The following is a 13,973-nucleotide window of genomic DNA, read 5'->3' on the forward strand; positions in this document are numbered from 1 at the left end:
ACGCCGCGCCTTTGCGTCACCCGGCGCAGAAGGTACACTGGTTCGCGCCATGACTTACGCCGCCGACACATCCCCGCTCTGGTCCCCGTCCCCCGCCACTGTTGCGGCCTCCCGGCTTGAGGCATTCAGAAAACATGCCGAAACGGCTGCGGGCCACACGCTGCCCGATTACGCCGCGCTTTGGAACTGGTCTATCAGGGCGCCCGCCGCCTTCTGGGAGCTGGCCTGGGATTTCATGGGCGTGATCGGCGACAAAGGGCCGCGCGTTCTGGATGCGACGCCAGAGATGATCGGCTCGCGCTTTTTCCCGGATGGTAAAATCAACTACGCTGAAAACCTGCTCCGCCGCCGCGACGATGCCGACGCCATCGTCTACCGCGCCGAGGACAAGGCCGAACGCCGTCTTTCGCACCGCGCGCTGTACGATCGCGTATCACAACTGCGTCAGGTGTTGCTGGATCTGGGCGTGGGGCCGGGCGACCGTGTTGCGGGCTTCGTCAGCCACATGCCCGAGGCGGTGATCGGCCTGCTGGCGGCGTCCTCGATCGGCGCGATCTGGTCCTCCGCCTCGCCCGATTTCGGGGTGCAGGGCGTCGTCGACCGTTTCGGCCAGATCGCGCCCAAAGTGCTGATCGCCGTCGACGGCTACTGGTACAACGGCAAAATCATCGACTGCCTGCCCAAGTTGCGCGAAATCCAGCCGTTGATCGCGGGCCTGGAACACACGCTGATCATCCCGCAAATTAGGGATGAACCCGATCTGGCGGGCATGCCAGCGACGCGCAATTTCGACGCGGTTTGCGATGCGATGATTCCGGGCGATATTCCATTTCCGCGCTTTGCCTTCAACCATCCTTTGGTGATCATGTATTCGTCGGGAACCACCGGCGCGCCCAAATGCATCGTTCACGGCGCGGGCGGCACGTTGCTCCAGCACATGAAGGAACACCAGCTTCAGTGCGATATCAAAAAGGACGATCGCGTCTTTTATTTCACCACCTGCGGCTGGATGATGTGGAATTGGCAGGTTTCCGCGCTGGCGTCGGGCGCGACGCTGCTCACCTATGACGGCTCGCCTTTTTATCCCGACGGCAACGTCCTGTGGGATTACGCGGATGCCGAAAACATGACCCTGTTCGGCACCGCCGCCAAATATATCGACGCGATCAAAAAGGCGGATTTGCGCCCAAAAGATACGCATAAACTGGCAACCTTGCGTACGCTCACCTCCACGGGTTCGCCTCTGGTGCATGAAAGCTTCGATTACATTTACGATGCGATCAAAACCGACCTGCATCTTGCCTCCATCTCCGGTGGCACGGACATCGTGTCCTGCTTCGTCATCGGCAATAACATCTCTCCCGTCTGGCGCGGCGAGATCCAGGGCGCGGGACTGGGATACGCGATGGACGCGTTCGACGACGACGGCAAACCCATCCCGCCCGGCGCGGGGCAGGGGGAACTGGTCTGCACCGTGCCGTTTCCTTCAATGCCCGTCTGTTTCTGGAACGATGCGGACGACAAAAAATATCGCGCGGCATATTTCGAACGTTTTCCGAATATCTGGTGCCATGGCGATTGGGTCGAACGCACCGTGCATGGCGGCTGGATCATCCATGGACGCTCCGACGCGACGTTGAAACCCGGCGGCGTGCGCATCGGCACGGCCGAGATTTACCGTCAGGTCGAACAGGTGCCCGAAGTGTTGGAATCGATCGCCATCGGCCAGATGTGGGAAGGCGACCAGCGCATTATCCTGTTTGTCCGTCTGCGCGCGGGCGCGGCGCTGGACGATGGCTTGGAAAAACGCATCCGCGAGACGATCAAAAAAGGGGCCAGCCCCCGCCACGTCCCGGCGAAGATCATCGCGGTGGCCGATATTCCGCGCACCAAATCGGGCAAGATCACCGAACTGGCGGTGCGCGACGTCGTGCACGGGCGGAAGGTGAAGAATGTCGAGGCGCTGGCCAACCCCGAGGCGCTGGATCTTTACCGCGACCTGCCTGCGCTTAAAGCCTGAGGGATTTGCGCGTCCCTGCGACGAAACCCGGATTGGCGAACCCCGCCGCGCGCTTGCCGTAAGCCAGCGGCAGATGGTCGGTAAGCGCGATCACCGCGCCGCCCGACTCGCGCAGGATGATGTCCCCCGCCGCCGTGTCCCATTCGTAAGTCCGGCCAAGACGGGGATAAAGATCCGCCTGTCCCTGCGCCAGAAGGCAGAATTTGATCGACGAACTCATCTGCGCGCGGTTACCGATTTTATGCGCGCCGATAATCGGCTCCAGCACCACGGCCGCGCTCGATTGCACCCCGCCCAGTATGGCAAGGTTGTGCGCATCGGCCTCGCGCATCCGCACGCGCTGCGTGTGTCCGTTTTCGATGCGGTGTGCCCCCGCGCCGCGCGCGGCATGCCACGTGATGCCGTGCGCCGGGGCGTGGATGACGCCGAATGTCGGCTGGCCGCGTTCGATCAACGCGATGTTGACGCTGAAATTCTGGCCGCCGCTGATGAATTCCCGCGTCCCGTCCAGCGCGTCGACCAGCCAGAACGAGGCGCCTTCAGGGAATTCCGGCGCGGGTCGGGCGTGCATCGCCTCCTCCGCCACGACGGGCAGGGGGCTGAGCGCGCCAAGCGCGCCCAGAATCAGCGCCTCGGCGGCATCGTCGCTTGCCGTGACCGGGCTGCCGTCGCGCTTGTGGATGATCTCCGGCTTTTGGCCGAAATCCTCCATGATCCGCTCTCCCGCCGCCTGTGCGGCGCGGATCAGGGCTTCGTGCAGTTTTGTATCCCCGCTCGGGTTGTCCATTCGCCGGTTTTGGCCTATTTTCTGGCTATAGACAAGTACAGGAAACGAACATGACGCCGCCGAAATCGCCCGCCACATCTTCCTCAGCCGAAACCGGGACCGCCCCGGCGCAGCCTTTGCCGCTCTTTTACGTTCGCCCGACGCTGCTCGACGCGCGCGCGCATGCCGATGTCGTGATCCCGAAGGCCATGACCTACGATTTTGCCGCAAAGGTCACGGCGGTGCCGATCAACCTCGTCGAATTTCCGCAGGTGGCGCATCATTATCCCATCGCATTCTCGCGCGATGCCGCGGCGACGCCGGTCGCGATCGTCGGTGTGCGCGAGGGGGAAAACCTGTTCGTCGACCAAGCCGGACAATGGGCGGAAAACGCGTATATCCCGGCCTATGTCCGTCGTTATCCGTTTATCCTTTCTGAAAGCCCGGATGGCAGGCAGCTTTCCCTGTGTATCGACGATACGCCCCAAACCATGCAGCGCGGCACGCAGGACCGCCTGTTCGATGACAAGGGCCAGCCAGCCCAGCCGGCCAAGAACGCCATGGAATTCTGCCGTTCCTTCCATGTCGCGGCGAAACAGACCGAAGCCTTTGCGCGGGTGTTGGCGGATTCCGGCCTGCTGGTCGAACGCTCGGCCGAAATGACCCTGAACAACGGCCGCCGCGTCAGCTTTTCCGGCTTCCGTATCGTCGACGAGGAAAAATTCAACCAACTGTCTGAAAAGACCTTGGTCGAATGGCGCGACAAGGGATGGCTGGCCGGGGTGTACGCGCACCTGTTTTCCGGCCTGCATTGGGGCACGCTGACCCGCCGCATCAACGAACGGCCGTAACAAGGCTTTGACACAAACCTCCGCGCATGGTTTGAATGCCACCCACGCACCACCTACAAGGCGCCCGTAGCTCAGCTGGATAGAGCGCGTCCCTCCGGAGGACGAGGTCAGAGGTTCGAATCCTCTCGGGCGCGCCATTACCTTCGGGAATGGGCCGCCCTACATGACGATAGGTTCGAACTTTGTTCGAACCGGCGCGCCATATATATAACGCCGCATGTGGACCGTTTTCTTTTTACTGGCGCTTGCCTTTGCCCTGCTTTACGCGGCCGGTCTGGGCCGCGTCTATTACCGTGGGCCGGAAACAGCGCATTTTGACGGCAAACGCTTTTTCAATCCCGGATTCCCCACCGACAAAAGCCGCGCCGACCTGATCCGCTGGCGTCTGACGGGCAGACGCGCGAAGTGGCCGGATGCCCGGCCCCATAGATATCCGCCGCAACCATCCGCGCCGCCGCCCGAACGTGTCGACGCGTCCGGCACAATCCGTGTGACCTATATCGGTCAGGCGACCTTCCTTATTCAGGCGGCGGGGGTGAACATCCTGACCGACCCGTTTTTATCAAGCCGCGCAAGCCCGTTGCCTTTTATGGGCCCGCGCCGCGTGCGCCCGCTTGCAATCCCGTTTGCCGATCTGCCGCGCATCGACCTCGTGCTGGTGTCGCACAACCATTACGACCATCTCGACCGTCCGGCGCTTGGGCGTCTTTATCGTCGCGACGAACCGTTGATCGTCACCCCGCTGGGCAATGACAGGATCATCGGCCTGCCCGGTATCCGCGCGCTCGACTGGGGACAGGATGCCGAACTGAATTCGCAACCGGGCAGCGTGCGCGTGACGCTGGAACCGGCGCTGCACTGGTCTGCGCGCGGGCTGTATGACCGCCGCCGTGCCCTGTGGGGCGCGTTCGTGATCGCGACCCCGGCGGGCATGGTCTATTTCGCGGGCGATACCGCCTATGGCGACGGTGCGCATTTTCGCGCGATCCGGGAAAAACACGGGGTTCCTGCACTGGCTCTGCTGCCCGTGGGCGCGTATGAACCGCGCTGGTTCATGGGCAATGTCCACATGAACCCGGCGGACGCGGTGGCCGCGTGGCGCGATCTAGGCGCGCCGCGGACACTGGGCATGCATTTCGGAACCATTCAGCTGACGGACGAAGGCATCGATGCGCCCGCCGATGATTTACGCGCGGCGCTGGCCGGGGACGCACAGGCGGCGGCACGATTTCATTTGCCGCCGTTCGGCATGGGGTTGGAATATCGTATCTAGCGCGTCGCCATCAAAAGCGCCATCGGTCGGTCGTCGGTGACGACCACGCGCGAAAAACCGGCCGTACGCGCGGCCATGCGGATGGCATCTTGCGTGAATTTGTAACTGTTATTGGTGATCACAGAATAGCCGGCATGGATGCGCAGGCGCTCCGACCCGATGGCGAAATCCTGGTCTTCCCCTGCGATCAGATAATGCGCGCATTGCCGCGCGGCCTTGTGCCAGACCGATTTATGGCTCCAGCTTTCGGGGCGGAAATCGCCGGATGTCAGGCCGAATTTTTTAGCGGCGAAAAGCACGCTCAGGAATTTGCGCGAAAGCAGCGCGCAATTATACGCGGCGTTCAATTTTGCGAGGTCGTCCTCGGTATCGATGCCCGCGAACACGACATCGCCCGGATTGCAGTTGGCGGCCAGCGCCCCAAGTTCGGACAAAAGACCGGGCAGGGGGTCGCTCCCCGCGCGTCCGGCGATGTTGCCGATCGCCCCGCCCCACATGACGAAGGCGGTACGCCCGCGCCCCTGTTTGGGAATCGGCGGGTTGTAATAATCGGATATCACGGCTTCGGTCTCCAGCCGCGTCGCGCGCAAGACCTGCTCCGCCGCGCCATAGGCCTGATGCGCGGCTTGGTCCACCGCGATATAGCGGCGCGCATGGGCAAGGAAGGGCAGGGTCTTGCCCGCGATGCTTTCCGGGCTTCCCGGCCCCAGCTCGACCACCGTGTCGATGCTGCGCAGCGCCGTTTCGATCGCGGATTGATGCGCCGCGCGGTTGATCGTGCCGATCTCGGCACGCAGAAGATAATGCGCGTCCGGTATATCGGCTTTCGGCGATACGTGGCGGCTGGCCCATCCCTCCCATTGCGCCATATGTCCCTGCCGCCGTCCGGACAGCAGGTCGGCGATATCCCGCTCGAATTGCAAAACCGGGGCATCGGGCGTGGATGGAAATAAACGGGTCAGATCGCGTGCCAGAGCTACACCGCCTTGCGCGCGTCATGTTCGCGCCGTGAAAAGTCGATGCGCGTAAACGCCCGCGCGCCCAACAGGCCGGGTTTGATTTCCGGGCAATATGTTTGTCCAAGCAGACAGGGAATAAGGACCGAACCGGGATAGACATCGGTTGCGGTATTGCGCTTGAACATCAGGAAGAACGCCGCTGTCTCTTCGATCAGGTAATCGATTGCGTGTTTGCGGAAAGACGGCAGGCGGTAATCCTCGTTCACGCCCAGCCGCTTGGTTCGGCGCGCCCAGAATTCGATAACCTCTGCCTCTATGGCATCGCGCACATCGGGCTTGTTTTCGTAAAGGGATTGGATTTCCGCGAATTGCCCGGCGTATTCGGGCAATGCGCGCCATGAATCCCAATGATGGATTTCAAAATCCTTCAAGGTCTCGATTACCGGCATGTTGCGGGCAACCCATGCCATGCCGTGGTCTTGTGTCAGGCGCAGCGCGGTGGATTCCGGCATACCGTGCTCGAAACGCAAATTGTGCCGTTGCAGCGTGTCGTTGACGCAGATGATGACCTTTTTGAACCGGTCCCGAACCCAATCTATGGTGGCCGCAAATTTTTCGCCTTCGTGATAGGCCTGCCCGACGCTGATCTGGAGGCGCGCGGTATCGAAGGCGCGCCATCCGGCGCCGCTTTTGACCTTTACGGTATAGGATGGCTCAGTCATTGAAATGCTCCTTGGCTGTGGTCGTGACCGGCTTGTCCAGCACGCTCCACAAAAGATTGAAAGTATTGCGTTGGATTTCGGTCCCGACAGGATCGACGCGGACGATGGTTTTAAGCACGTCGCCGGATTCCCACGCGATCCGGTCGCCGTAAATCAATGTGACGCGGTTGATGAAATAGGGTTTGGGGATATACCGGTATTCATCAAGCGGGCCGATAATGTATGTGTTTCCGGCTTCCACCAGTTGGCGCATCCGGATGCCGTCCGCGCGCATCATGCGATAGAAATTGTTGACCGATGGCGGCGATACGCTGTCATCCGCGTACATGATCAGCAATTCTTTGTTCTTCTGCTCCTTAAGATGGGCGTACGCATCGTTGAGAAGCTGTAAATAAGCGTCTTCGTGCGTCTCACCACGCAAAAAATAAATCGGGAATTCTGAATACTGGATACCGCCATCGGTGAATGTCACCCCGCGCTGCTCCAGCGCGGCCCTGATCTTGCGCTGGGTGCGCGCGGTCGGCTGGCTTTCGCCGCGCTCGACCTTCTGCATCCCCTGCAAGGACAGGTCCGCCTGCGCCGCAAGCTGCTCCTGCGTCAGGTTTAAAAAGGCGCGTGCGGCCCGAATTTGCCCTGCAAAGTCCATAGAGTAGTTATAATAACCATTCTTGTAATTGCAACAATTATTTTTAATGCTTTTTTAACCAATCCGCTGTATAACCTTTCGAAACCCAGACGGGACTAGAGGAAGTATGTACGCAAAAATTCAAACCGGGATGAAAGCGGCCGGCACGATCCGCAGCATCGCCGTAGCCAACCAGAACGCCCCGTTATCTGCGGTCGCCATTGTCGCCAACGCGGACACGCCGCAATGGTATGACGTAAAGTTTCTGGCCGAACGCATGTTCGACCTGCGCGGTATGGTGCGCGACGCCATCCGCAGCCGCCGTGGCGCCGAACAATTGCGCCAGCGTTACGCGGCTCTGCCGGCGCGCCAGATCGTCACCGCCGAAATTCACGGCCACAGCATGGACATCGCGCTGGCCTGGCATGATTACCGCATCGCCACCGCCGCCTATCACAGCGCGTGGGAGGCGTATCAGCACAACCTGCGCCGCTGATCGCGTTGTTTCACCATATTTGACAGACGTCATGGCATTTCCCTAAAAAATATCCATGACCTATTCCCCCGATACCGCACCGACCGGTCTTGAAGCCCTGCGCACCGGCACCATCATCCGCGCCAATATACCAAGCATCAGTGCCAGGGATGGCACGCTGATCCTTTATTCTAGGACAAGTTTGGTCCTTGGCGTCGAGGGTGTAAAAAACACGGACTGCGCAACCGGTCTTTTTCTGGCGCGCCTGTCGACCAGCGCCGACCAGTTTGAAAATCAGCAAGGTCCGGTCGTGCCGTACGAGGATTTTTACACGATGGGCATCCACGGCATGACCTCGGATATCCAGCTCCGTACCGAGCGCGTCGATCTGCTCCCCGCGCACGCAATGTTTCTGGGTGAATCCGTGCGACTTTTGGGTTGTATCGACGATGCCGACACCATGGAAATGATCGGGCGGGCATTGCTGCGCGGCATGAAATCCGAATACGGCGAAGGCGGACGCGGACCGCGCGGCCCCCTGAAGGGCAGCGTCCTGCGTCAGGAGGTGTGCTATGGCCTTGCGCCCGTGTTTCCGGAATTTCCGTTGCAGGATATCGTCAGGCAAATGCTGACGCTCCTGCTACGCGGAAAAGACGATTACGAACGCGCCTTTCGTCAGGCGGGTATGCAGCACGATTTGCGGCGATTCGACCTGCACACGGCTTTTCTGAAGGCGCGCGACCGCAGGAACGAAGTTGGTGTGTGCGAAGATCAGACCGCATCTGCACCGGCATGCGGACCCGCCACGCTTGTGCCTTCGGCGCCCTAGGCGGCAGGTTCCAGCCAGCACGCATCGCCGTATGAATAAAACCGGTATCCGTCCGCGATTGCGTGGCGATAGGCGGCAAGCATCCGCTCCCGCCCAGCGAAGGCCGATACCAGCATCAACAAGGTCGAACGCGGCAGGTGGAAATTGGTCATCAGCACGTCGACGCATCTGAAACGATAACCCGGCGTGATGAACAGCCGGGTTTCGCGTCGTCCGGCCTGAAGAACCCCGTTTTCATCCGCCATGGATTCCAATGTCCGTAAACTGGTCGTACCCACCGCGACCACGCGCCCGCCCGCCTGCCGCGCGGCGTTGATCGCGGCGGCGGCCTCCTCGCTGACATGTGCCCATTCCGCGTGCATCACATGGTCGTCCGTGTCATCGGCCTTGACCGGCAGGAACGTGCCCGCTCCGACATGCAGCGTCACATGCACGCGCCGTGCGCCAGCGGCGTCGATCGCGGCCAGAAGCTTCGGCGTGAAATGCAGCCCCGCCGTCGGTGCCGCGACCGACCCCGGATGCCGCGCATAGGCGGTCTGATAATCCGTGCGGTCCGATGCGCCCGCCCGCCGGTGCATATAGGGCGGCAACGGCATTTCGCCGTAACGCTCCAGCATCGCGAATAGGTCGGGGCAATCGAAGGTCAAAAGCACCTGCCCGTCCGGGGTGCGTTCGCCCACGCGCGCGGCGAAATCCGGCGCAAAAACGATGGTTTGTCCGGGTTTCAGGCGTTTCGCGGGCCGCGCGAAACACAGCCAGCTTTGCGCATCCACTGCCTGATGCAGCAGGCATTCGACCGCGATTTCACCGCGCCGCCCGTGCAGCCGCGCGGGGATGACCCGCGTATCGTTGAACACCATGACATCGCCGGGTTTAAGCAGCGCGGGAATGTCGCGCACACCCATATCCGCAAGCGCATCCGGCGTCACGCGCAAAAGCCGTGCGGAATCGCGCGGGCTTGCGGGTGTTTTCGCGATGCAGCCTTCGGGCAGGTCGAAATCGAACAGATCGACGCGCATCGTTTATGCCGCCTCGGCGTCTTCGGCCACGCGCCGGTCAGAATGCGACCATTCGACGATCAGCGTCCACGCCAGCGCAAGCAAGGTCGGCCCAATGAACAGGCCGATGAACCCGAACGCGATCAACCCGCCGAACACGCCCAGCAGCACCAGCGGCAAAGGCAGATTGGACCCCAGCGAGATGAAATAGGGTCGCACGACGTTGTCCACCCCGGAAATGACAAGAACGCCCCACACCGCCATGAAGATGGCGACGCCGGTTTGCCCGTGCGTGTACAACCAGAACGTTGCGGGCACCCAGATCAGCGGCGGACCCATTGGTACGAAGGACAGGACGATGGTGATCAGCCCCAGAAACGCTGCGCCTGGCACGTCCGCAAGCCACAGGCCGATCCCGGCCAGCGCGCCTTGCGCCACCGCGGTGCCGAGAATCCCGTAAACCACCCCGATCACGGTTTTTTTACAGATGGTCAACATGTGCTGCGCCCGCGCGCCTGCGAACTTGGCCAGCAGCGTGTTGACGCGCTGCGCCACCGTGACGCCGTGCCGGAAAAAGAAAAATGCGATCAGCACGCCAAGCGAAAGATCCAGCACGCCCTGCCCGATCGCGCGGCCTACGGCGATCAGTTTTGGCGCGACATGGTCCTTGAGCGTCGCGCCGTCCTGCAACGGCTGGGCGATATACTGCGTCCACACGGTTTCCAGATGTGGCCCGATCATTGGCAGGTCGCGCGCCCATTGCGGCATGTCGCCGGGGGAATTGAGGACGGGCGCAAGCACCAGCGTATAAAGCCGCCCGAAATTCTCGGCCACGCTCGACCCCAGAAACACGATGGGGACAAGGAAACACAGCGCCAGTGCCAGCGTCATGATGAACGCGGCCAGCGTGCGCCGCCCGTTCAGCCGTGCCTTGAGCCAGATAAAGGCGGGCCAGGTGGAAAGGGTAAAGATGATCGCAAGCAGGAACGCCGGAATGAAGGGCCGCAGCACGACCAGGCACCCCCACAGGATCAGCACGACGCCCGCGACGATGACAAGCGTGCGGTACACCGTTTCGCGGTTGATGCTTTCAAGGTCGAAACGTACGGCCACGGGCTTTCCTGTTCTTAAAATGCGATCAAGCCGATAGGAAAGCACAGATCACCCACCGGCGAAAGCCGCCAAAAAGCACGCCAGCAAACCAGATGTGTAAAAGAAAAAATGGTGCCGTTGATAGGATTTGAACCTACGACCCTCGCATTACGAATGCGATGCTCTACCCCTGAGCTACAACGGCCCTGAAAAACCTGCAAAACAGTTTGTGGCAAAGTCTTCTGGCGCTGCAGCGTGACTTTACAACGCGTATTCTCTTAAGGTTTTTTGCGCTCCGATGCAACAACGCAAAAACAAGGTTGCGCCATGGAGGGGTTGGTATGACCGGGATGCATCCGGATTTTTCAAGGGCGGCCAGCGCCGCGCGCCAGCCTGAAAAGCCGCGTCCCGCCTTTGCGGTCCTGCCGGTGGATTGTCACATGGGCCTGTCCGCGCAGGACGAAGGCGTCGCGCCGAATCGTAAAAAAGCCCACATTTTAGGGCGCTTGGGCGTATTTTTGCGGCGCGTTTTACACAACGACGTTGCGTTTTCGCGCCGGATGCCCTAACCCTTCTTCCGGGAAACCGGGGGCGGGCGAATGCGTCGCCAATCCGGTCAGGTCCGAAAGGAAGCAGCCGTAACGATTTTGCTTCGGGTCGCTCTCCGGTTTCCTACACCGAATTAAAAATCCAGCACGATTTGATCGATACCGTTGGGCCGCGGCGCGGCGTAAGAAAATCCGCCGCCGCCAGGCAGGGTTTTGATCACGGCCTCGGCCTTGGCACGATTGCCCAGCGCTTTGGAAAAAGCCTCCCGCAAGGCGTGGATGGTGGCGAACGCGGTGCTGCTGGGCTGCTTGCTGCTTTTGAAGAACATGCCTCCCAGCGTTCTACCGGTCACGCCTTGGCCCCTCGCGTTGAACACAACGCATAAAACCTTGGCTTGTCTGGCGGTGATCGTTTGGTTTCCCTTGGGGCCGGCGAGTTCGCAGACGGGCGTCTTGGCGGATGCGTCGACGCTGAACGTATAACCCTGCATATCGATCACGGTACGCCCGCTCTTTCCTGTGATCGTAATCGTGTTGTCTGTGGGGTGCGTGGGTTCCGCCTCTGCGGTTTTCGGGCGTGCAGGTTGTCGCGCTGGCCGTTTTGTGGGCGCGGGCGCCGGTTTGACAATGACTTCCGGCAGTGGCTCTGGCCTTGCTTCCTGTTTCGGTTCTGGCGCCAATGTGGGCACCGGCTTGGAAACCGGTGTTTGCTTGGCGATCGACGCCAGAAGCGCGCTGACCGATTTGGGTCCATCTCCCGTTTGTGCGGGCGCGGATTTGGGCGCTGCCTGTTCCGGCGGGCTGGCGGGGCGTGGGTTCAAACTGGGCCTGTCAACCGGCAGTGCGCGCATACTCGTGCGCATGCCGATGCGGGCCACGGGCTCCGTTCTGGCGGCTCTGCCTGATACATGCGTGGTACGCACGGGTTGTGACGCGACAAGGGGCCGGTCGGGATTGATGACGGCTGCACCGCGCGGATGCGTCGTGCCGTTGCCGCCTGCGCGTGCGGCATTGCGCATGGTTTCAAACAGCGACTCGCCCCACGGATGAAGCGCGATGGAATCCGATTTTGGATCCGCCGCCAATATATGCTTTGCGGCTTCCTGACCGTGCAACAGGCCCAGCGCCGTCCGCAATTGGCCCAGCGCGATGCCCAGATAATGTTCGCCGCCCAGATGCTGGACCAGGTCGGCGCGCGGGACCGGACTGGAATGACCGGCCAGATAGGCGGCGGCATTCAGGGTCGCACGATCCACCCGCATTTTTATGCCTTCCACCGCGTAACGCGGTGTCGCGCCAAACCCGCCCGGCTTGCCGGAAATGTAAATCCACTTCAAATCGACGTCGGGATATTCTCTTGCGCTCATGGTTTAACCCCCTTCGGAGCGGGAATTTTCCACCCGCGGATCAGATCGGTTTTATCGGGGCATGCGTCCAGCAATTGGGCCTGCCCGTCGCGGGCAAGGGTGAAAATGTCCGCCAGATCGCACTGCATGTTATGTGCTAGCGCCTCGGGCTTCAGGCGCATTGGGCCGCGCCGCAAAAACAGACCGCTGACGACCTCGAACGTGGGTGCATCAAGCCGATCCGCGGCGGTCTCGAATATCGCCTGAAGGCCGGGCATGGGTGATGCCATTTTTAATTCACGCGCGCGCAGCTTTTTATCCACGCGCGGCAACGCGTCCACCAAACCGGAATCGGTCGCGTCGGCGTCAGGTGCGGCGGGTTCTTCGCCCGGATCTGTATCGGGCTCTTCCTCGCAGGTTTCAGCAGGGCTTTCATCAGGGCTTTCGTCCGGCCGCTCATCCGTCCCGGAAGATAAGGGCTCTTTCGCGTCCGTCGCTTCTGAATCGGGCCGGGTATCGTCCGCGTCGCCGGGCGCGGGCGTTTCGTCAGGCTCTTTTTCAATCAAATCCGGCTCCGGCGCGCTATCGTCGGTTTCGGACTCCCCGCTGTCGTCGATGTCCGGTTCTTCGGCCTCATTCTCGGCCGCAGCCGCCAGATCGCCGGATATGTCAGAATCTTGATCTTTAAAACCGCCGCCAAGGTCGTCATCAGTAGAATCGCCGGACGCGGCATTTTCTTGCGGGGCCGTTTTGGTGGCAAGCAGATCGACCAGAAGGATTTGCTCCATCTCCCGGTATGCGACTTTCGCCAGCACGTCTTTTGCCGCCGCGCACCAATGCGCGTACATCCAAAGCGCCTTCTCGAAATGCGTGTACAGGGTTAATGAATGACCCTGCTTTTCTGCGTTTTCCTGCGCCTTGCGCAAAAAAGCGGAAGTCCGCGCCAGTACATGGACGATATCCTTGATCGTACCCTGTTCCAGCCTTTGGCTAAGGCCCGCGACCATTTGGTCAAATTTGCTTTTTTGCCATTTGCCGATTTCTGTTTTCGCAGGATCTTTTAAATGTGCGTGGGCTTCATCAAGCACGCGCACGGCCCGTGCCTTATCCAGCGGTTTAAGCGCGGAAACTTTCTTAAAGCGCACCAGCTTGGTGCCGCCGGATTGTGCATTGCCAAGAAAACGCTGCCACACCGCCAGCATGTCATGACCGGCGACACTTTTGTATTCGGCCCCCGCGAAAATGAACCATTGGCCGGTTTCGGTATTCTCCGCCATCTGCCCGGGTTGCCAATCGGCAAGCGGTTGGGGCAGGGCGCGGACATCGGAAGATACGGGGACGGTGGCGGGCATGATGTTTTTCGTAATGGCTTAAGAGGATATGTCATAAACACTCGTATCCATAAGGTCAAATCATCCCTGAAGCGGTCCAGCGCCTTATTCCCGGTATAACAATCCGCGCCCTGTTGC

Annotated in this window: 14 protein-coding genes, 2 tRNA genes and 1 other RNA gene; 8 read left to right on the forward strand and 9 right to left on the reverse strand. The window is 60.9% G+C overall.

Annotated features, from left to right (window positions below; all coding sequences use genetic code 11):
- Window positions 1-49 precede the first annotated feature (49 nt).
- Window positions 50-2,020, forward strand: coding sequence for an acetoacetate--CoA ligase (locus H6866_06185; protein USO07028.1), 1,971 nt, complete (start codon window positions 50-52; stop codon window positions 2,018-2,020).
- Here the strand turns inward: H6866_06185 and cysQ are convergent.
- Entirely contained in the window at window positions 2,010-2,807 is a 798-nt protein-coding gene (gene cysQ, locus H6866_06190) for a 3'(2'),5'-bisphosphate nucleotidase CysQ (protein ID USO07029.1), read from the reverse strand. The genes H6866_06185 and cysQ overlap by 11 nt on opposite strands.
- 50 nt (window positions 2,808-2,857) lie before the next feature.
- Between cysQ and H6866_06195 the strand changes: the two genes are divergently transcribed.
- From H6866_06195 to H6866_06205, 3 genes are all read left to right on the forward strand, one after another.
- A complete protein-coding gene (locus H6866_06195; protein USO07030.1) occupies window positions 2,858-3,637 on the forward strand; it encodes a SapC family protein in 780 nt (259 codons plus the stop codon).
- A gap of 60 nt (window positions 3,638-3,697) precedes the next feature.
- Window positions 3,698-3,774: transfer RNA gene (locus H6866_06200), tRNA-Arg, on the forward strand.
- Window positions 3,775-3,854: 80 nt separating this feature from the next.
- A complete protein-coding gene (locus H6866_06205; protein USO07031.1) occupies window positions 3,855-4,910 on the forward strand; it encodes an MBL fold metallo-hydrolase in 1,056 nt (351 codons plus the stop codon).
- On the opposite strand, the gene H6866_06210 is transcribed toward H6866_06205, so the two are convergent.
- Genes H6866_06210 through H6866_06220 form a run of 3 tightly spaced genes read right to left on the reverse strand, consistent with a single transcriptional unit; the run spans window position 4,907 to window position 7,237 of the window.
- Window positions 4,907-5,833 (reverse strand): L-histidine N(alpha)-methyltransferase, encoded by a 927-nt coding sequence (locus H6866_06210; protein ID USO07032.1) that lies wholly within the window; start codon window positions 5,831-5,833, stop codon window positions 4,907-4,909. The genes H6866_06205 and H6866_06210 overlap by 4 nt on opposite strands.
- Window positions 5,834-5,886: 53 nt before the next feature.
- Window positions 5,887-6,591, reverse strand: coding sequence for a tRNA-dependent cyclodipeptide synthase (locus H6866_06215; GenBank protein USO07033.1), 705 nt, complete (start codon window positions 6,589-6,591; stop codon window positions 5,887-5,889).
- Window positions 6,584-7,237 (reverse strand): helix-turn-helix domain-containing protein, encoded by a 654-nt coding sequence (locus H6866_06220; protein ID USO07034.1) that lies wholly within the window; start codon window positions 7,235-7,237, stop codon window positions 6,584-6,586. Before H6866_06220 ends, H6866_06215 begins: the two co-directional genes overlap by 8 nt.
- Window positions 7,238-7,367: 130 nt before the next feature.
- On the opposite strand from H6866_06220, the gene H6866_06225 reads away from it, so the two are divergent.
- Both H6866_06225 and H6866_06230 read left to right on the forward strand, forming a co-directional pair.
- Window positions 7,368-7,712, forward strand: coding sequence for a hypothetical protein (locus tag H6866_06225; protein USO07035.1), 345 nt, complete (start codon window positions 7,368-7,370; stop codon window positions 7,710-7,712).
- A 55-nt stretch (window positions 7,713-7,767) separates the two neighbouring features.
- On the forward strand, window positions 7,768-8,520 hold the full coding sequence (locus H6866_06230; protein ID USO07036.1) for a hypothetical protein: 753 nt from the start codon (window positions 7,768-7,770) through the stop codon (window positions 8,518-8,520).
- On the opposite strand, the gene queA is transcribed toward H6866_06230, so the two are convergent.
- The 3 genes from queA to H6866_06245 all read right to left on the reverse strand — a co-directional run bounded on the left by queA (window position 8,517) and on the right by H6866_06245 (window position 10,815).
- On the reverse strand, window positions 8,517-9,539 hold the full coding sequence (queA, locus tag H6866_06235) for a tRNA preQ1(34) S-adenosylmethionine ribosyltransferase-isomerase QueA (GenBank protein USO07037.1): 1,023 nt from the start codon (window positions 9,537-9,539) through the stop codon (window positions 8,517-8,519). The genes H6866_06230 and queA overlap by 4 nt on opposite strands.
- A 3-nt stretch (window positions 9,540-9,542) precedes the next feature.
- On the reverse strand, window positions 9,543-10,631 hold the full coding sequence (locus H6866_06240) for an AI-2E family transporter (GenBank protein USO07038.1): 1,089 nt from the start codon (window positions 10,629-10,631) through the stop codon (window positions 9,543-9,545).
- Between the two features lie 109 nt (window positions 10,632-10,740).
- A tRNA-Thr gene (locus tag H6866_06245) sits at window positions 10,741-10,815 on the reverse strand.
- Between the two features lie 136 nt (window positions 10,816-10,951).
- Here H6866_06245 and H6866_06250 point away from each other — a divergent pair.
- Window positions 10,952-11,179 carry a hypothetical protein gene (locus H6866_06250; GenBank protein USO07039.1) on the forward strand — a complete coding sequence of 76 codons (228 nt, stop codon included), beginning with the start codon at window positions 10,952-10,954 and terminating at the stop codon, window positions 11,177-11,179.
- Window positions 11,180-11,189: 10 nt separating this feature from the next.
- Window positions 11,190-11,287: signal recognition particle sRNA small type (ffs, locus tag H6866_06255), an RNA gene on the forward strand.
- A 5-nt stretch (window positions 11,288-11,292) separates the two neighbouring features.
- On the opposite strand, the gene H6866_06260 is transcribed toward ffs, so the two are convergent.
- Window positions 11,293-12,525 carry a hypothetical protein gene (locus tag H6866_06260; GenBank protein ID USO07040.1) on the reverse strand — a complete coding sequence of 411 codons (1,233 nt, stop codon included), beginning with the start codon at window positions 12,523-12,525 and terminating at the stop codon, window positions 11,293-11,295.
- Entirely contained in the window at window positions 12,522-13,856 is a 1,335-nt protein-coding gene (locus tag H6866_06265; GenBank protein ID USO07041.1) for a hypothetical protein, read from the reverse strand. Before H6866_06265 ends, H6866_06260 begins: the two co-directional genes overlap by 4 nt.
- Window positions 13,857-13,973 lie beyond the last annotated feature (117 nt).

This window comes from Rhodospirillales bacterium (assembly GCA_023898805.1).
Lineage (GTDB): Bacteria > Pseudomonadota > Alphaproteobacteria > Micavibrionales > UBA1664 > UBA6145.